Origin of the sequence: Oricola indica, assembly GCF_019966595.1 — a bacterium.
Classification (GTDB): domain Bacteria; phylum Pseudomonadota; class Alphaproteobacteria; order Rhizobiales; family Rhizobiaceae; genus Oricola; species Oricola indica.
Map to the genome: position 1 here is coordinate 565,930 of NZ_JAINFJ010000001.1, position 18,788 is coordinate 584,717.

At 62.5% G+C, this 18,788-nt stretch carries 16 protein-coding genes; 9 read left to right on the forward strand and 7 right to left on the reverse strand.

From position 1 onward, the window contains the following. Positions 1-8 precede the first annotated feature (8 nt). From LC343_RS02680 to LC343_RS02695, 4 genes are all read right to left on the reverse strand, one after another. A complete protein-coding gene (locus LC343_RS02680) occupies positions 9-950 on the reverse strand; it encodes an ABC transporter permease (RefSeq protein ID WP_223475546.1) in 942 nt (313 codons plus the stop codon). Between the two features lie 8 nt (positions 951-958). Further along, a complete protein-coding gene (locus LC343_RS02685) occupies positions 959-2,464 on the reverse strand; it encodes a sugar ABC transporter ATP-binding protein (RefSeq protein ID WP_223475547.1) in 1,506 nt (501 codons plus the stop codon). Positions 2,465-2,474: 10 nt separating this feature from the next. Then, entirely contained in the window at positions 2,475-3,440 is a 966-nt protein-coding gene (locus LC343_RS02690; protein ID WP_223475548.1) for an ABC transporter permease, read from the reverse strand. Positions 3,441-3,537: 97 nt separating this feature from the next. Next, positions 3,538-4,644 carry a sugar ABC transporter substrate-binding protein gene (locus LC343_RS02695; RefSeq protein WP_223475549.1) on the reverse strand — a complete coding sequence of 369 codons (1,107 nt, stop codon included), beginning with the start codon at positions 4,642-4,644 and terminating at the stop codon, positions 3,538-3,540. Positions 4,645-4,981: 337 nt separating this feature from the next. Between LC343_RS02695 and LC343_RS02700 the strand changes: the two genes are divergently transcribed. Together LC343_RS02700 and rbsK are read left to right on the forward strand one after the other, a co-directional pair. Next, positions 4,982-5,626 carry a TetR/AcrR family transcriptional regulator gene (locus LC343_RS02700; protein ID WP_223475550.1) on the forward strand — a complete coding sequence of 215 codons (645 nt, stop codon included), beginning with the start codon at positions 4,982-4,984 and terminating at the stop codon, positions 5,624-5,626. Between the two features lie 68 nt (positions 5,627-5,694). Continuing rightward, a complete protein-coding gene (gene rbsK / locus LC343_RS02705; RefSeq protein WP_223475551.1) occupies positions 5,695-6,615 on the forward strand; it encodes a ribokinase in 921 nt (306 codons plus the stop codon). 7 nt (positions 6,616-6,622) lie between these two features. On the opposite strand, the gene LC343_RS02710 is transcribed toward rbsK, so the two are convergent. After that, positions 6,623-7,600 carry a quinone oxidoreductase family protein gene (locus LC343_RS02710; RefSeq protein ID WP_223475552.1) on the reverse strand — a complete coding sequence of 326 codons (978 nt, stop codon included), beginning with the start codon at positions 7,598-7,600 and terminating at the stop codon, positions 6,623-6,625. Between the two features lie 157 nt (positions 7,601-7,757). Here LC343_RS02710 and LC343_RS02715 point away from each other — a divergent pair, with 157 nt between their 5' ends. The 3 genes from LC343_RS02715 to LC343_RS02725 all read left to right on the forward strand — a co-directional run bounded on the left by LC343_RS02715 (position 7,758) and on the right by LC343_RS02725 (position 10,332). Next, complete coding sequence (locus tag LC343_RS02715; RefSeq protein WP_223475553.1) at positions 7,758-8,918, forward strand: iron-containing alcohol dehydrogenase; 1,161 nt, start codon at positions 7,758-7,760, stop codon at positions 8,916-8,918. After that, positions 8,918-9,361 (forward strand): acyl-CoA thioesterase, encoded by a 444-nt coding sequence (locus tag LC343_RS02720; RefSeq protein WP_223475554.1) that lies wholly within the window; start codon positions 8,918-8,920, stop codon positions 9,359-9,361. The genes LC343_RS02715 and LC343_RS02720 overlap by 1 nt, the downstream gene beginning before the upstream one ends. 143 nt (positions 9,362-9,504) lie before the next feature. Next, a complete protein-coding gene (locus LC343_RS02725; protein WP_223475555.1) occupies positions 9,505-10,332 on the forward strand; it encodes a bifunctional allantoicase/(S)-ureidoglycine aminohydrolase in 828 nt (275 codons plus the stop codon). A 74-nt stretch (positions 10,333-10,406) separates the two neighbouring features. On the opposite strand, the gene LC343_RS02730 is transcribed toward LC343_RS02725, so the two are convergent. Further along, entirely contained in the window at positions 10,407-12,014 is a 1,608-nt protein-coding gene (locus LC343_RS02730; protein ID WP_223475556.1) for a GMC family oxidoreductase, read from the reverse strand. A 457-nt stretch (positions 12,015-12,471) separates the two neighbouring features. On the opposite strand from LC343_RS02730, the gene LC343_RS02735 reads away from it, so the two are divergent. From LC343_RS02735 to LC343_RS02750, 4 genes are all read left to right on the forward strand, one after another. Next, positions 12,472-13,572, forward strand: a complete 1,101-nt coding sequence (locus LC343_RS02735; protein ID WP_223475557.1) for a TRAP transporter substrate-binding protein — start codon at positions 12,472-12,474, stop codon at positions 13,570-13,572. A gap of 122 nt (positions 13,573-13,694) precedes the next feature. Beyond that, on the forward strand, positions 13,695-14,231 hold the full coding sequence (locus LC343_RS02740; RefSeq protein WP_223475558.1) for a TRAP transporter small permease: 537 nt from the start codon (positions 13,695-13,697) through the stop codon (positions 14,229-14,231). Between the two features lie 18 nt (positions 14,232-14,249). Then, complete coding sequence (locus tag LC343_RS02745) at positions 14,250-15,527, forward strand: TRAP transporter large permease (protein WP_223475559.1); 1,278 nt, start codon at positions 14,250-14,252, stop codon at positions 15,525-15,527. A gap of 19 nt (positions 15,528-15,546) precedes the next feature. Further along, positions 15,547-16,569 (forward strand): amidohydrolase family protein, encoded by a 1,023-nt coding sequence (locus tag LC343_RS02750; RefSeq protein WP_223475560.1) that lies wholly within the window; start codon positions 15,547-15,549, stop codon positions 16,567-16,569. 90 nt (positions 16,570-16,659) lie between these two features. Here the strand turns inward: LC343_RS02750 and LC343_RS02755 are convergent, their stop codons facing one another. After that, positions 16,660-18,228: an ABC transporter substrate-binding protein gene (locus LC343_RS02755; protein WP_223475561.1), complete on the reverse strand. Its 1,569-nt coding sequence runs from the start codon at positions 18,226-18,228 to the stop codon at positions 16,660-16,662. Positions 18,229-18,788 lie beyond the last annotated feature (560 nt).

Here is an 18,788-nt window from a genome sequence, read left to right on the forward strand (position 1 = left end):
CAGCCTCCCTATTTGACGATCCGCATCTTGCTGCGGTCGATGGTCAGCGCGATCGCGGCGATCAGCACGAGGCCGAACACCATCTGCTGCTGCGTGGCGTCGATCTCGAAATACAGCATGCTGGAGCGGATGACCGCGACGATCAGCGTGCCGATCAGCGTGTTGACCACACCGCCGACGCCGCCGGTGAGCGGCGTTCCGCCGACAAGCACCGCCACGATGGCCGGCAGAAGGAAGCCATTGGCGATCGTCGGCGATCCGCCCGACAGTTTCACCGAGAACAGCAGCCCGGCGATCGCGGCGAGCATGCCGGACAGTGCGAACGCCATGATCTTGACCCGCGCGACATTGATACCGGACGCCACCGCCGCAGGCTCTCCGGCGCCGACCGCCTTGAGCGCGCGCCCGAAGGTCGTCCGGTTCTGCAGGAACACCGCCGCGAGCACGAGCACGCCGCCGACGAAAATCTCGTGGGGAATGCCGAAGGAGTTGCCGACCATCCAGCCGAAGGACGCGTCGCGCATTTCCGCGTTCATGTAGAGCGCACGCTGGCCGGAAAGATACTGGCCCGCCGAATAGGCGATGCCGCCCACGGCCAACGTCGAGACGAAGGAGGGAACCAGCAGACGGGTCGTCACGAAGCCCGAAAGCGCGCCCAGCCCCAGCCCGGCGACGACGCATATCAGCGCCGCCCCGACACCGAACACCGGCAGCGCAACGGTCGCGATGACCGTCGTCATATTGGCCACCGACTGCGCCGAAAGATCGATGCCGCCGATATAGATCGCGAAGGTCATGCCGAGCGCCATGATGAACAGCGGCACGATGTCGGCGGCCATGTTGATCAAATTGTGCGGCCGCAGGAAGTTCGCATCCGCCATCCCGACAATGGCGACCAGCAGTACAAGCGTGATCCAGGGCAGATGAGTTTTGATGCGTTCGAAGCTCATGACATCCCTCAGATCATGTAGTGAACGAGGTCGTAGAGCGACGGCTTCGACCCGGGAGTGCAATCGAAGCGTTTCTGGACCTCGCCGTCCTTCAGGACGATGATTGTGTGCGACAGGCCGATCGCTTCCTCGAGCGTGTCGGCGACGAGCACGATCCCGACGCCAGCCTCGGACATGTCGCGGATCATCTCGTAGACATCCTCCTTGGCGCCGATGTCGAGACCGCGCGTCGGATGGTCGAGAAGCATGATGTCGGATCCGCCGGAGCGCCATTTCGCCAGCACGACCTTCTGCTGGTTACCGCCCGACAGACCGCCGCAATCCTTGTGCTCGGATGGCGTCTTGATCGCCAGCTTGGAGATCCAGTCGCGCGCCAGCTTCTTTTCCTCACCGATCCGCAACACGCCGGAGCGCGAATAATTGCCCATCTGCGAGAGCGTCATGTTCTCGTAGACGTTCAGGCCGCCGACGATGCCCTCGATCTTGCGTTCGCGCGGCACATAGCCGACGCCATGCGCGACACCCGCCTGCGCGCTGAAGCGCCTGATCTGCTCGCCCTTGATCGCCAGCGTTCCCGCCGTCGGCGTTTCGAGGCCGAAGATCGTGCGCAGGATCGCCTCTCGGCCCGATCCTTCCGTGCCGACGAGGCAAAGCACCTCGCCCGGATGTAGCTCGAAGGAAAGGCCGGAATAGCGCGGCGGCACTCCGAGCCCGTCCGCCTTCACCAGCGTCTTGTCGGCTTGATACGGCTTCTGGCGCTGCTCGCGGTAATATTCCTTGTTGACCTCGCGGCCGACCATCTTGTGCTGGATCGCATCGACATCCGCATTGTCTGTTTCCACCACATCGACCACCGCGCCATCCTTCATCACATAGATCCGGTCGCTCAGATCGATCACCTCGTCGAGGCGATGCGAAACGAAGATGAAGGACGCGCGAGAGCGAAGTTCCCGCACCAGCTTGAAGAGAAGTTCCACCTCCTCCTTCGACAGCACCGATGTCGGTTCGTCGAGCAGGATGACCAGGTCGCCGTCGATGCGTTCCTCGAGCGTCAGCACCTTGGCGAGTTCGACCAGCTGGCGCTGCGCGAAGGACAATTTCGAGGTCACGGTCGCCGGATCGATGTCGAGCTTGACCTTCTGCAACTGCATGCGCGCCGCGCTGGCCATCGCCTTCCAGTTGATGACGCCCATCTTCACGAATTGCTGTTCGTAACCGAGGAAGATGTTCTCCATCACCGTCAGGTTGGTGATCAGCGACTGTTCCTGGAACACCATGCCGATGCCGTGTTCCATGGCCTGGCGAGGGTTCTGGAACCGCACCGTCTTGCCGTCGATCGTGATGGCGCCGTCATCGGGCTGATAGGCGCCGAAGATGACCTTCATCAGCGTCGATTTGCCGGCGCCGTTTTCGCCGACGAGACCGACGATCTCGCCTCTTCCGATTTTGAAATCCACGGTCTTGAGCGCGTGAACGCCCGGGAATTTCTTTTCGACCTTTCGCAGTTCGTACATTGTCCGGCCCCTACTTCACGAAGGTCACGGACTTGCGGTCGGTGGACAGCACCACCGCAATGATGACGAGGATGCCGAGCACGCCGTCCTGCACGTATCCGGGCAGGCCGATGACGACCATGCCGTTATTGATCACGTTGACGATCAGCACGCCGACCAGCGTGTTCCAGACCCCGCCGATGCCGCCCCACAGCGCCGTGCCGCCAACGACCACCGAGGTGATGGAAACGAACATGAAATTGTTGCCCGTCGCGGTCTCGGCGATACCGATCCGACCGACGGCCAGCAGCGCGCCGACGGCATAGAACATGCCGGCGAGCGTGAAACCCATAAGCCGGACGCGATTCACGTTGAGGCCGGATGAGTGGGCGAGTTCCTCACCGCCGCCGACGGCGTAGAAATTGCGCCCCAGCGTCGTGCGGCTCTGGATGAACCAGGCGATCAGCAGGAAGCCGAGCGCGACATAGACCATGATCGGGAAATTCAGGAACCGGACCGTCAGGAGAGAGCGGAACAGCTCGTCCTCGACGCGGATGCGGTCGCCGCCAGTCAGCAACAGCGCGAAGCCGGTGCCGACGAACCCCATGGCGAGGCTCGCCATGAAGGAAGGTATTCGCAGCTTCACATGCACCAGCCCGTTGATCAGCCCGACCGCGGCTCCAACGACGAGCGCCAGCGGCAGCGCCAGCCAGGCGTAACTCGCCAGGGTCCCGCCCATGGCGATGAAGGCGAATGCGAATGCCACCGCGCAGACCGAGACCGTTCCCTCCATGGAGAGGTCGATCGATCCCATGATGATGATGAAGGTCACGCCAAGCGCGATCATCAGGGCCGGCGCCGAGCTGATGCCGATGCGCGCAAAATTGCGCACCGAAAAGAAGCGGGGCTCCATCAGGGCGAAGAAAAGGACCAGGACGATCAGGACGATGACGGGAGCCCATTTTACGAGGGCGTCCCGGGTCAGGTAGCTGCGCACGCTTTCCTCCAGGGCGTAGCAAGAAACAATCGGCCCGAGATGCCGGCTTGCGGATCCCGGGCGAAGCGGCCACCTGTCGCGGCGGCCGCCCGGGAGATCATTTGTACATGATCTGGCCGCCAGCCGGACCCCAGAAGTCGGTCCAGTCGTAGGTCGGCACGCTCTCGATGTAGTTCTTCTTGAACTCCACCGCGTCGTCTGGCGTGATCAGGATGGTCGGGCCGTAGAACTCGCGATGCTCATGGGGCTCTTCCGACGGTTTGAAGGCGCCGGTCGCCGCGTGATAGGCGAGCGAGGCCGTGATGCCGCCACCCCAATGCGGGTTGGTGAAGACGGTTGCGAGGATCTCGCCCTTGGCGACCAGTTCGACCGCCTGCGGGTTGCCGTCATAGGTGACGATCGGGATCGACATGCCCTCGGCGCGCAGCGCTTCGAGAACGCCGTAGCCGATCGTGTCGTTGGCGCAATGCACGCCCTTGATCTCGTCGCCGTAGCGCGTGAGGAAGGACGACATGATCTGGTTGGCTTTCTGCGTGTCCCAGTCGGCCGGCTGCGCGTCCAGAAGCTCGACATCCGGATAATCCTTCAGCGCGTTCTTCAGCCCGTTCAGGCGCTCGATGGCCGGGTTGTTCGACGCGATGCCGCCGAGATGGACGATACCGCCCTTGCCGCCGATCGCGTCCAGCAGGATGCGCGCGGTCTGCTCGGCAGGCCCCTCGTCCGACCAGGTCATGTGGCTGACGTAGTTGTCGCCGAAATCCCAGGGATGCAGGTCGTCGGTCTTGTTCCAGATCGTGGAGACATAGCCGCCGGCTCCCGCGACCGCCTCGACGATCGGACGGCAGTTCGGCGCATCGTTCGTGTCGATGGCAAGCGCCAGTTCGCCGTTCGTCTTGGCGAGAAGCGCCTTGACGTCGGCCAGAGACTTCTCCGACGACCCTTCATTGATCAGGTGCGTAAGCGCGTCCTTCGACTTGCCGAGGCTTTCCACGAAGGCCTCGCCGCCCGAAACGATCTCGTTCCAGTACGGGTTCGTGCGGTTACGGTAGCTCCACGCGATCGTCGGATCGCTGTAGGCCGCCCGCGCCACGCCCGGACCGAACGCACCAAGTGCCGCCACGCCGCCCATTCCATAGGCGGAAGCCAGCAGGAAATTACGCCGATTGAGCGTTTCGCGCTCGATGAATTTCTTGATGAATGACATGCCTCACTCCCTTGAGTTGACCGCCGGGACGCCTTGGTCCGGCTTGATCTCCGCTCCCGGAAAAACAATTTCCGCGTCATCCGGGGCTGTTCGTTAATGCACTATCTAGTTACTTATGTCCAGAAGATTTTGTATCCTGTCCCGAACCGCGCACGGCAAGGCTCGTGAAGCACGCGACAAATTGCTATGTAACCATCTGGTTAGTAATGTTATCGAGAGCCGAAGGCCTCCGGGAGGTGGGGCCGAAAATCGGGAAAAACAGACGGGGACAAAGCCGCGAAACTTCCCAAATCGAGAAAAACCGGGGTATTTTGCCCATACGGCCCGAGGAGACCCAATGACCAGCGCCCCGAAAGCAAAGCCGAAAGCGCGCGATGCCGACGCGACACAGAAGCGGATTCTCTCCGCCGCCAAGAAGGAGTTCGCCAAGAGCGGCCTCGGTGGCGCGCGCGTCGATGTGATCGCCGAACGCGCCAAAGCCAACAAGCGCATGATCTATCACTATTTCAACTCCAAGGAGGAGTTGTTCCAGCGGGTCCTCGAAGACGCCTACAGCGACATCCGCACCGCCGAGCAGAAGCTCGACCTCGATCACATGGATCCGAAGGCGGCGCTCGAAACGCTCGTCAGGTTCACCTGGGACTACTATCTGAAGAACCCGGAATTCATCACGCTGGTCAACAGCGAAAACCTCCACAAGGCGAAGCACCTCAAGAAATCCGAACTGGTCCACCAGTTGAGCCAGCGTTTCGTCGACATGGTCGCCCGGCTGCTCGAACGCGGCGAAAAGGAGGGCGTGTTCCGCTCCGGCATCGACGCCGTCCAGCTCAACATCACCATCGCGGCGATCGGCTACTACTATCTCACCAACCGCTTCACCGGCACGATCATCTACGAACGCGACCTGATGAGCCCGGAAGCTCTCGACGAACGCCTGCGGTTCAACATGGAAACGATCATGCGGCTTGTCTGCGCCGATTGACCTCGTTAGTCCGGGAAGCGATGCTCCACACACCCGGTCGCGGATGCGACGCTTGAGCGAGGAATGAGTTGACCGCTTCGATTGTTATTCTCGGCGTCTTCGTCGCCGATGCCTGTTTTCGCGCCGACCGTCCGCCGAATATGGGCGAAACGCTGCTCGGCAACAGTTTCGCGCTCGGCCCCGGCGGCAAGGGATCGAACCAGGCCGTGGCTACCGCGCGCGCCGGGGGCGATGCGCGCTTCCTGACCAGGCTCGGCCGCGACACTTTCGCCGAAATGGCGCTGAAGACCTGGGCGGATGCAGGCGTAACGCCGGTCATCACGCAGCATGACGACGCCTACACCGGCGCGGCCTATATCTTCGTCGAGGAAGCCACCGGCGACAATGCGATCATCATCTGTCCCGGCGTCGCGCAAACGATCTCGCCGGCCGATATCGACACTTGGTCACAGGAGATTACCTCGGCGCGCGTGTTCATGACCCAGCTCGAACAGCCCATGGACGCGGCCTTCCACGCCCTGCGCGTGGCGCGCGAGGGTAGCACCACGACGATCCTCAATCCGGCCCCGGCCGCCAGCCTGCCGGATGGCATGCTGGGCTATTGCGACTACGTAACGCCGAACGAGACCGAGGCGGAAGGCCTGACCGGGATCGCCGTAACGTCGCTCGACGACGCCCGCCGCGCCGCCGACGGCCTGATGGCGGCCGGCGCGGGCGCAGCCATCATCACGCTCGGCGCACGCGGCGCGCTCTATCACGACGGCGAACGCTCGGTGCATGTTCCGGCCTTCGATGCCGGACCTGTCCACGAGACGACGGGGGCCGGCGACGCCTTCAACGGCGCCTTCGCAACGGCTCTGGCGCGCGGCGATGATCCGGTCGATGCCGTGCGGTTCGGATCGGCGGCGGCAGGCCTGTCCGTCACACGGCCCGGCGCGGCCAATTCCATGCCGATGCGCGAAGAGATCGAGGCACTGCTGGCGCGTTAGCGCCGGCTCAGGGTTCGAGGATCGTCGATCCCGTCGTCTTCCTGGCTTCGAGCGCGCGGTGCGCGTCGCCTGCCTGCTCGAGCGGGAAACGCTGATCGACCCGGACATGGATGTCGCCGGCGACCACCTTGTCGAAGACATGGCGCGCCATCGCCTGGCATGTATCGGCGTCGGCGATGTGTGTGAAAAGCGTCGACCGGGTGAGCTTCAGCGATCCCTTCGCGGCGAGATCGAGCAGGCTGACCGGCGGTACCGGTCCGGACGCGTTGCCGAACGAGATCATCATGCCGAGCGGCCGCAGGCAGTCGAGCGAATCGGTGAACGTATCCTTCCCGACGCCGTCCATGACGACATCGACACCACGCCCGCCGGTCAGTTCGCGCACCCGTTCCTTGAAATCCTCGGTGCGGTAGTTGATGCAGTGGCTCGCGCCGTTTTCGAGCGCCATCCGGCATTTCTCCTCCGAGCCCGCAGTGCCGATCAGCGTGATCCCTTCCGATTTCGCCCACTGGCAGGCAATCGTGCCGACCCCGCCGGCAGCCGCGTGGAACAGTACCGTGTCGCCGGCGGAAAGCGGCGTCGTGCGGTGGAACATGTACTCCACCGTCATCCCCTTCAACATCAGCGCGGCGGCATCCTCGAAGGTGACGCCATCGGGAAGCGGGCAAACATGCGATGCGGGCATGATGCGCGCGTCGCAATAGGCGCCGGGCGGTTGTGCGGCATAGGCGGCGCGGTCGCCGGGCTTGAGATGCTCCACACCCGCGCCCACGGCCTCGACCGTGCCCGCGCCCTCCATGCCGATCGCCGCCGGTAACTCCATCGGGTAAAGCCCGGTGCGATGATAGACGTCGATGAAGTTGACCCCGCAGGCCGTATGCGTGATCAGGATTTCGCCGGGCCCCGGCTCGCCCAGTTCCCGCTCGACGAGTTTCAGCTTCTCCGGTCCGCCGGTTTCCTCGATGACGATCGTCCTGGCTTTCATGCCGATCTCCTCCAATTTGAGTGTTGCGGGGAAACTAGCGGATTTCCCGCCCGGAGAAAGCCCGGAAGCTTTTTCTTGCCGCTCACCCGTTCCCCTTCGTAAAACATGGCCCTGAAACCGCCGCGGTCGATGGCGGGTCAAGCACGGCGGGAAGCCCATGGAACCTTTCATTTTCAACACGACGAAATCGATCGTCTTCCGGCCCGGCGCGGCGGCGGAACTGGCTCAAATCGCCGGGAGCCTTGTCGGCAGGACATGCCTGTTCGTCACCGATCCCGGTTTGCGCGGCCTCGGCCTTTGTGATCCCGCCATCGCCTCGCTCGAGAAAGCCGGCATCGCGGTGACGGTCTTTGACCAAGTGGAAGCTGATCCGAGCCTCGCGACACTCATGGACGCTGTCGAGGCGGGTCGCGAGAATGGCGTCACGGGCGTTGTCGGTTTCGGCGGCGGCTCGTCGCTCGACATCGCCAAGCTATCCGCCCTCCTGCTCGGCTCGGGCGAAGATATCGACGGCGCATGGGGCGTCGGCAATGCGAAGGGCCCTCGCCTGCCGCTGGTGCTCGTGCCGACCACTGCCGGCACCGGATCGGAGGTCACGCCGGTCTCCATCATCACCGTCGGCGCGGAGGAAAAACGTGGCGTCTCCTCGCCCGTCATCCTGCCCGACATCGCCGTGCTCGACGCCGACCTGACCCTCGGTCTGCCGCCCGCGATTACCGCGGCAACGGGCGTCGACGCCATGGTCCACGCCATCGAGGCCTATGCCTCGAAGAGCGCCAACAACAATCCGCTGTCGAAGCTTCTGGCCCGCGAGGCGCTGCGCCTACTCGGCGCAAACATCGAAACGGCGGTATCGACCGGCGGCAATGTCGAAGCGCGCGGCGCGATGCTTCTCGGCTCGATGCTCGCCGGTCAGGCCTTCGCAAATTCGCCGGTCGCCGCCGTCCATGCGCTGGCCTATCCGATCGGCGGCACGTTCCATGTTCCGCACGGCCTGTCCAACGCGCTTGTGCTGCCGCATGTGCTGCGCTTCAACGCACCCGCCGCCGCGTCGCTCTATGCCGAGATCGCCCATGACGCCTTTCCGCATCTGGAACGGGAGACGGGCGACCAGGCGCTGTGCGCCGATTTCATCGAGGAACTTGCCGGCCTGTCGAAACGGCTCGGCATGCAGACGCGTCTGCGCGAGGTTTCGATACCGGAGGATGCGCTGCCCAGGATGGCCGCCGATGCGATGCTGCAGCAGCGCCTGTTGGTCAACAATCCGCGCGAACTGTCCGAGGCGGACGCGCTCACGATCTACAAGGCGGCATGGTGATGAGCGACCGCCCGACCCCATCCACGCGCGGCGACTACCGGGAATTCCGCACCATCCACACCCGCTGGATGGACAACGACATGTATGGCCACATGAACAATGTGGTTCACTACTCGCTGTTCGACACGGCGGTGAATGGCTGGCTGATCGAAAACGGCGTACTCGATCCGCATGCCGGCGAGACGATCGGCCTGGTCGTCGAAACCGGCTGCCGTTATTTCGCGGAGATGGCGTTTCCCGACATCGTGACGGCGGGCATCCGCGTCGCGCGGCTCGGCACGAGTTCCGTGCGCTACGAAATAGGCCTTTTCCGCAATGACGAAGACACGGCCTCGGCGGAAGGTTTCTTCGTCCATGTCTATGTCGATGCCGCGACCCGCAGGCCCGCGCCCGTCGACGACGCACGTCGCGAGGTGCTTGCCCGGCTTGTGCCGAACGCCTGAAACCTATAGCGGAGAACGGGTTACCGCGCCCGCATAGTCCACGGCCCCGTACCCGCCACACCGAGCGGAAAGCCGGACCGGCCGCGACGACGATGCGCCGGCAACGCCCCTGACAAAAACAAAACAAACTGGAAACACATCAGATGGCCGAAGAGAGACTATATCGCGCACCGGATGGCGGCCTGCCGCCGCAATCCGCATTGATGACCGGACGCGCGGTCTTTTCGGATGCCTATGCCGTCATCCCGCGCGGCGTCATGAGCAGCATCGTGACAAGCAAACTGCCGTTCTGGGACAAGACCGAGGTCTGGATTCTCGCGCGCCCGCTCAGCGGCTTCGCCGAGACCTTCGCGCAATATCTGGTTCAGACGCAGCCGGGTGGCGGAAGCAAGACGCCGGAACCCGATCCCGGTGCCGAGGCGGTGCTGTTCGTTCTCGATGGGGAACTGTCCCTCACGATCGAGGGACAGGAGCACGCATTGACCGGCGGCGGTTACGCCTACCTGCCCGCCGGATGCCGCTGGAGCGTGGTCAACCGGGGCAGCGAACCCGTCAACTTTCACTGGATCAGGAAGTCCTATGAAGCGGTCGAGGGGCTGGACGCGCCGGAACCTTTCGTCGCCAACGACAAGGATATCGAGGTCGATCCGATGCCGGGTGCGAAGGGCGCATGGGGAACCACGCGCTTCGTCGATCCGGAGGATCTGCGCCACGATATGCACGTCAATATCGTCACCATTCGCCCCGGCGGCGTGATCCCCTTCGAGGAAACCCATGTCATGGAGCACGGCCTCTATGTGCTGGAGGGAAAGGCCGTCTACAAGCTCAACCGGGACTGGGTCGAGGTGGAGGCCGGAGACTTCATGTGGCTGCGCGCCTTCTGCCCGCAGGCCTGCTATGCCGGCGGCACGGGACCATTCCGCTACCTCCTCTACAAGGACGTCAACCGGCACCCGAAATTGCGTCTCTAGCAGCTCAGGCACATGTCAGCCTCGTAGACAGAGCGAGAATCGCTTGGGCGAAGCGCTGTTTTCCGCTCGCCCCCTCAATCGAGGATCATGTCCGCGGCCTTTTCGGCGATCATCGTCACCGGCGCATGCGTGTTGCCGGAGACGATGGTCGGCATGATCGATGCATCCGCGACGCGCAGTCCCGCGATCCCGTGAACCCTTAGCCGGTCATCGACAACGGCCATTGGATCGGATCCCATCCTGGCGGTTCCGACCGGGTGGAAGATCGTCGTGGCGATGTCGCCCGCGGCTCTCGCCAGATCCTCGTCACTGGATATCGCGGCCCCCGGTTTGATCTCCGACGGCGCGTAGGTGGCCATGCGACGGGTCGCCATCAGTTGGCGGGCATGGCGAATGGAATCGGCCGCCACGCGGCGGTCCGTCTGCGTCGACAGGTAATTGGGCTTGATCGCCGGCGCTTCGCGGAAATCCGCGCTCGCGACATGGCATGTCCCGCGGCTTTCCGGCCGCAGATTGCACACCGAGACGGTGATCGCCGGGAAGGCATGCAGGGGTTCTCCGAACGTGTCGAGCGACAGTGGCTGGACGTGATATTCTATGTTCGCCGTTTCGAAGGACGGATCGGATTTCGTGAAGATGCCGAGCTGGCTCGGCGCCATCGCCATCGGCCCGGAACGCCTGAGCAGGTATTCGAGCCCGATCCGCGCCTGCCCGAACCGGCTCTGCGACATCTCGTTGAGTGTCCGGGCGCCCGAAATCCGGAAGATGGTGCGAATCTGCAGATGATCCTGCAGGTTTTCGCCGACGCCCGGCAATTCGTGAACAACCTCAATTCCGTGCTGCCTCAGCACGTCGGCGGGGCCAAGTCCCGAAAGCTGCAATATCTGCGGCGTTCCGATCGCGCCGGCGGCCATGACGACTTCGCGCCGGACCGCGATCCGCTTCGTTTCGCCATTCTGCGAGAAGACGAGACCGCTCACCCGCCTGCCGTCGAGGACCAGCCGCTCGACATGCGCATTCGTTTCGACGCGCAGATTGGGGCGTTTGCGCGCCGGTTCGAGAAACGCCTTGCGCGCGTTCCAGCGCACGCCGCCCTTTTGGGTCACCGGGAAATAGCCGGCCCCTTCATTGTCACCCCTGTTGAAATCCTCGGTCCGCGCGATTCCGATCTCCTCGGCCGCATCGCAAACGGCTTCCAGAATCGGCCAGTTCAGGCGCTGCTTCTCGACCCGCATTTCGCCGTCGACACCATGGAAATCGTCGGCCGGGCCGTAGTGACGTTCGGACTTGCGGAACCAGGGCAGCACGTCGTCCCAGCCCCAGCCCGTATTGCCCATTTGCCGCCACTGGTCGTAGTCGCGCGCCTGGCCGCGCATGTAGATCATGCCGTTGATCGACGAGCAGCCACCGAGCAGCTTGCCGCGCGGATAATTCAGCGCGCGCCCGTTCAACCCGTCTTCCGGCTGCGTCTTGTAGCACCAGTCGGTGGCGGGATTGCCCATGCAATAGAGATAGCCCACAGGCACATGAACCCAGAAACGGTTGTCGGAACCGCCTGCTTCCAGCAGCAGCACCTTGTTGGCCGGATCGGCGCTCAGCCGGTTGGCCAGCACGCACCCCGCCGACCCCGCACCGACGACAACGAAGTCATATTCGTCAACGGAAATTGCCTGGCCAACCATCGAACCTCCTCCAGATCGCAAACCGGCCAATGCAGCCTACACCGCGCGTGAACTGGAAAACCACCGCTTTTCGTCACCGCCGGAGGCCATGAAGGCGATGGATTTTTTCCTGCCGAAACCGGCTTGCATGTGTCGGTTCACACCGGGTGCTGGGGAGTTGACAATTCTTGTAGATTTATATCTTATATAAGACATAGTGATTGCATTTCCGGAGGTTCCTTCAGCCGACCATTGAGGAAAAGAGGAGCTCTGCTGCACGGCGCTTCGTGATCGTCACGACGGGCAGCGCCATGCATGAGGCCCCGATCCTAGCGCCATGGCCGATGCGTCCCGACGCATCGTTTCGCGATGGGAACAGCCGATCCGGAGACCGAAGTATCTCGACATCATCAAACGGTTGCGCCGCCGAATACGGGCCGCAAACCGTATCGCATCATGACAGGGAGGAGACTGAACCATGAAGCATAGCAAGAAGACCGGTGCCGCAACGGCGTCGTCCATCAGCCGCAGGCGTTTCCTGACGCAGGGCTCATCGACGCTCTGCACGGCAGCACTCATCAGCGGCGGCGTTCTCACGTCGTCCCGGCGGGCGTGGTCGGCGCCGAAGATCAAGATGCGCCTGAGCATCTCCACCAAGCGTGGCTGGCACTCGACCGACGCGGCGTTTTCGTATTTCCCGGATCTGGTCAAGGAAATGACCAACGGCGAAATGGAAATCCAGCCCTTTGCCGGCGGGTCGCTCGGCGGCGTCGATGTCCCGGGAACGGAGGGCTGCGTCAACGGTCTGTGGGAGTTCGCAACCTGCGCCGCGACCAACTTCTCCAACTTCACCAGTGCCTTTCGCGCGACGGAACTGCCCTACATCTTCCTCACGAAAGAAGACACCTACCGCGCGATCGACGGCGCGCCGGGCCAGTACATTTCCGGCGAGGTCGAGAAGGTCGGTCTGAAGCTGCTGCAGGTCCACGACTACGGGTTCCGCAACTACTTCAACAATGTCCGCCCGGTTCACACGCCGGCCGACATGAAGGGTCAGAAGGTCCGCACCTCCTACAGCCCGATCGAGATCGCGATCATCGAGTCGCAGGGCGCCAACCCGACGCCGGTGTCCTGGGCCGAGGTGATCCCGTCGCTGGCGCAGGGCGTCGTCGACGGCACGGGCAATGCCGACGATCTCATCCAGGCGTCCGGCCAGTACGAGGTTCTCAAATACGCGACCGAGACCAAGTACATGTACACCTACAACAACCTCGTCATGAACAAGGACGCCTATGACGGCCTTCCGGCCGACTTCCAGAACGTCATCGACGAAGCCAGCCGCCAGACCGTCGCCTGGCAGCGCGAACAGGCGACCCAGGCGGTCGAAGAGGCCTGGAAGATCATGGGCGAGAAAGGCATTGAGCGCTACACGCCGACCGCCGAGGAAATGGATCTCTTCGTCAAGGCGACCAAGCCGGTTTGGGACAACAATGTGAAGGAAGGCGAGGCCGACCCGGCGCTCGTCAAACAGATCCTCGAGATGCAGGACCGTTCCATCGACGAGATTTTCAAGGGATAACAATCTCGTACACGGCGACTTCAAGGTCGGGCTTCACGCCCGGCCTTTGAGTCGGCGTCGATGAAATGCGGCCGTTGTCGGGGCAACATCACGCCCTCCGGCCGGAAAAACGGAACGGATTTATGGGCAGTCTGACAACGGCAATCGTCGGCCTCGCCGACGTCTTCGATGTATGGACGCGGCGTCTGATCGTCATCCTCATGGCGGCGATCACGGTCACCGTCATTGCAAATGTCTTCTTTCGCTACGTCATCAACTTCTCGATCATCTGGTCGGAAGAGTTCAGCGTCTATTCCCTGATCTGGGCGTCATTCCTCGGCGCGGCCGTCGCGTTTCGCGAAAAGGCGCATGTCGCCTTTACCGTCGTGGTCAGCGCCTTCGGCAGAAACAACCGCCACCGGATCACGATCCTGAACAATATCGTCGTCATCGTCTTTCTGGGGATCATGACCTATTTCGGCGCGGACCTCGCGATCTCCAACTGGGCGCAGCAGACCCCTGCCCTGCGCATCAGCAAGGGCATCCCCTACATGGCGATCCCGGTCAGCGGTGTCCTGATGATGCTACAGGTCGCCCGCATCATACTGCTGCAGATCCGGTCCGGTCCGCGCGATGACGATGAAATCCAGCACCATCCCGGCGAAACGCCGGCGCTTTAACCCTCTCGGAGACCCGCCATGGCTTTGATGCTCGGGCTATTCGCAATCACCCTGATGGCCGGAATTCCGATCGCCGTATGCCTCGGGCTGGCCAGCCTCGTGATGATCTTCATCCAGGGCTTCCCGCCGATGGTGTTCGCGCAGAAACTCTTCATCGCGCAGCAATCGTCGCTGTTGCTGGCGATCCCGCTCTTCATCCTCGCCGGCGAACTGATGCGCCCGGCCGGGATCATGGAAGAGATGCTGAAATTCATCAATCTGCTGGTCGGCCGCTTCCGCGGATCGCTGGGTTACGTCAATGTCCTGGGAAGCATGGTCTTTTCCGGGACCAGCGGCTCGGCCGTGGCGGATGCGAGCGCGACGGGAGGCATCATGATCCCGATGATCTCGCGCGAATACAAGGATCCAAGCTTCGCGGCCTGCCTGACCGGCGCGTCTTCCACCGTCGGCCCGATCATTCCGCCGAGCATTCCGATGATCTTCTATGCGCTGCTCGGAAATGTCTCTGTCATCGGGCTATTCATCGCCGGCGTCGTTCCCGGCCTGATCATCGGGATCGGGCTACTCGTCATGAGCGGCATCTACAGCCACCGACGCAAGCATCCGGTGACGGAGGTGAAGACCAGCTTCGCCGAACTTCGCCGCAGTTTCCTGCGCAGCCTTCCGATCCTGCTGATGCCGATCATCGTGATCGGCGGCATCGTCGGCGGCATATTCACCGCGACGGAGGCCGCGGCGATCGCCGTCCTCTATGTTTTCCTCGCCGGCTTCCTGCTGACCCGCAAACTCAAAATATCGGACCTCGTGCCTGCCTTCATCAACACGGCCGTGCTGATGAGCGTGGTCTTCCTCATCCTGAGCACCTCCACCGTCGTCGCCTTCGAACTGACCGTTCTTGGCATCCCGGATGCGGTGGCGAACTGGTTCCTCGAATTCACTTCGAACAAATGGGTTTTCCTGATTTGCGCGACCGCGTTCTTCCTCGCGATCGGAATGATCCTGGAGCCGATACCGGCAATGATCATGCTCGTGCCGATTTTCGAGCCGGTCGCCATGAGCTACGGCCTCCATCCCATCCATTTCGGCTTTGTCGTGGTGCTCAACCTGGTGATCGGGCTCCTGACCCCGCCGGTCGGCCCGACCCTCTACATCACCGGCGGCATCGCCAATGTCTCCATCGAGCGCATGTCGAAGGACATCCTGCCCTGGGTCGGCTTCCTGATCCTCGTCCTCCTGCTTACCGTCTTCGTGCCGGAAGTCGTCCTGTGGTTGCCCGGCCTGATGGGGTATGTCTGATGTCCGGAGCGGAGGAGGCATGACTGGCAAAGGCGAAGACTGGCTTGCCCTGACACGGGAAGAGGCGATCGACCCCGGTCTGCCAATCTGCGATCCACACCATCACCTGTGGAACCGCGCGGACGACAACCACGCCTATCCCCACTACCTGCTCGACGAATTGCTGCGCGACACCGCGTCCGGGCACAATATCGCCAAGACGGTCTTCATCGAGTGCGGGTCGCATTACCGGGATAGCGGGCCGGAAAACCTGCGTCCGGCCGGCGAGACCGAGTTTGTCGAGGCAATTGCGAAAGAAAGCGAACGGCGGCACGCAATCGACGGCTCGGCCATCGTGGCCGGAATCGTCGGATACGCCGAATTCAGGCAGGGCGAAGCCGTGCGTGCGCTGCTCGAGGCGCATCTGGAGGCAAGCCCCACGCGCTTTCGCGGCATCCGTCAGATCGCCGCCTGGGACACCAATAGCGAGTTGTGGCATCGCAATCCGGTCCCGCCCGGACTGCTGCTGGACGCAGACTTTCGCCGCGGTTTCGCCTGTCTCGCCGGATACGGCCTGAGCTACGAGGCGTGGCTCTATCACCACCAGCTGCCGGACCTGCTCGATCTGGCGCGGAGTTTCCCCGACACCACCATCATCCTCAACCATATCGGCGGGCCGCTCGGGGTCGGTGCCTTCGCGACTTTGCGCGAAGGCGTCTTCAACTACTGGAAACACTATATCAGCAGGCTGGCCGAATGCCCGAACGTGGTGGTGAAACTCGGCGGCCTCGGCATGCCGATCGGAGGTTTCGACTGGCACACCCGCCCCGCTCCGCCCTCATCCGGCGAACTCGCCGAAACGATGCGACCCTATTTCCTGTGGTGCCTCGAAACCTTCGGCACCGAACGCTGCATGTTCGAGAGCAATTTCCCCGTCGACAAGGAATCCTGTTCCTATGTGACGATCTGGAACGCCTTCAAGCGCATCGTCGAGGGGTTTTCGGCCGACGAGAAGGCCAGGCTGTTTCACGACAACGCCGTCAGAACCTACCGGCTCGATTAAAATAGTAGGAAACGCCGCGGCGGCCGCCGAGGACCGGTGGTGGCCAGATAGAGAGGCGCGCGGGATCGCAAAGACCCCGCGCGCAAGCCATTAGGCGAAGGACCAGCGCTCCATCCAGCGCTCGCCATCAACGTCGTAGTTCGACGCCATGTCGCCATGCACGATCTTGTCCGAATTCGCGAAGACGAAGTTCGCGAACATCGGCAGGATCGACCCGCCATCCATCGTGACGAGTTCCTGCATCTCGTAATACATCGCGCGGCGCTTGTCCTCGTCGAGTTCGGCGCGCGCCGACACGAGAAGCTCGTTGAAGCGATCGTTGGACCACTTGGTCTCGTTCCAGGCCGCACCGTCGGCATAGGCCGTGGAGAAGATCTGGTCCTCGGTCGGCCGACCGCCCCAATAGACCGCGCAGAACGGGTCCTTGAGCCAGATATCCGCCCAGTAGCCGTCATTCGGCACGCGGTTCACATCGATGGTGATGCCCGCCGACTTGGCCGAGTTCTGGTACAGGACCGCCGTATCCACGGCGCCCGGGAACGCGGCATCGGCCGCGGAAAGCCGCACGCTGAGACTGTCGAGCCCGGCTTCCTTGAGGTAGAACTTCGCCTTGTCCGGATCGAACTCGATCTGCGGGAGATCCGGGTTGTGGAAGCGATAGCTCGGTCCGATCGGGTTGTCGTTGCCGACGGTGCCGTGGCCGAACAGGATCTTGTCGACGATTTCCTCGCGATTGATCGAATGCTTCAGCGCCATCCGCACATTCACGTCGTCGAACGGCGCCGTGTTGGTGTGCGCGGCAAAGGTGTAATATTGCGGTCCCGCCACCGAATTGATCTCGATGCCCGGCTTGCGCCCGAGCAAACCGACCGTCTTGAGATCGAGCTTGTCGATGGAATGGACGTCTCCGGAAACAAGCGCCGTGGTGCGCGCATTCAGGTCGACGATGGAGAGCATCTCGACGGCTTCAAAGAAGCCGCGCTCGTCGGTCCAGTCTTCGGTATGGCGCTCGAAGCGCGCGACGACGCCCGGATTGAACTCGACCAGCTTGTAGGGGCCGCAGCCATCCTTGGCCTGCCAGTCCACCTTGCCGTCCTTCGCGGGAAGAATCGCGAGATGGTAGTCGGTGAAGACGAAGGGGAAGTCGGCATTGCCGCTTTCGAGATCGAAGATGACCGTGTCATCGCCCTCAGTGCGGATGCCGGTGATGCCCGCAACGATCGGTGCGGCCGCGGACGTCGTATCCTCTCCGCGGTGGTGATTGATCGAAACGACGACGTCTTCGAGCGTCAGCGGCTTGCCGGAATGAAACACGACGCCCTTGCGGATCTTGAAGCTCCACGACTTCGCGTCCGGGCTCGCTTCCCAGCTTTCGGCGAGAGACGGTTCGACCGAGCCGTCGGTGCCGACGCCCGTCAGGAAGCCGTGCATGCCGTAGGAAAGCGCGACCGTGAAGCCGTTGATAAACGTGCCCGGATCGAGCGTGTCGTTGCTCTGCCCGTGGCCCTTCGCGACGCGGATCGTGCCGCCGCGTTTCTGGGCGCGCGCAGGCTGCATGCCGAGGCCCGTGGCCGCAAGGCCGGTGAGTGCCACGCCGCCGGCGAGCACCGTACGGCGCGTCGGCCCATGCTTGAGAGTTGGATTGCTTGACGTGTTCATGATTTCTCCCTGATTTCGGCGATCGAAAGATGCGGGCGGCCCGCCACGAAATGTGCGTGCCGCCTGACTTTTGTCTCGCTGCGACAGGAGGGTAGAATATTCTTGTCGCGATTGGAATGGTTTCATCCAGCCAGTCCGGCACAACCCATCCGGGTGGGACGCGCGCGCGATTTCCACCATCGATCGGAACCATATTCGAGATTTGCGTTGTCATCTGAACCGTTTGCCACAGGAATCACGTCCTTTCGCGTCGCCTCCTCCGACGAAGATCGGCGCCGCACACCGTGAAAAGCCGGAATTTTCCGGCGTATCTTGAAGCGAAGCAAATTCTGGAACTACGAGACAGTTACATGTTTCACCACTGGAGAATTACATACAGCACTTCAAAACAACTTTTATACCTTGTCGCAAATGCCATTGAAAAACGCCGCCTTTTGGGGGTGGATCAGTCGCCGACTTCGTGTTTTGCTAAATGCATGTCGTAAACAGGCTTTCGTCAATTCGGTGAGCGGGTGACGCTCTTGATTGGGAAACCACACGTTTATGACCAAAGATACGAT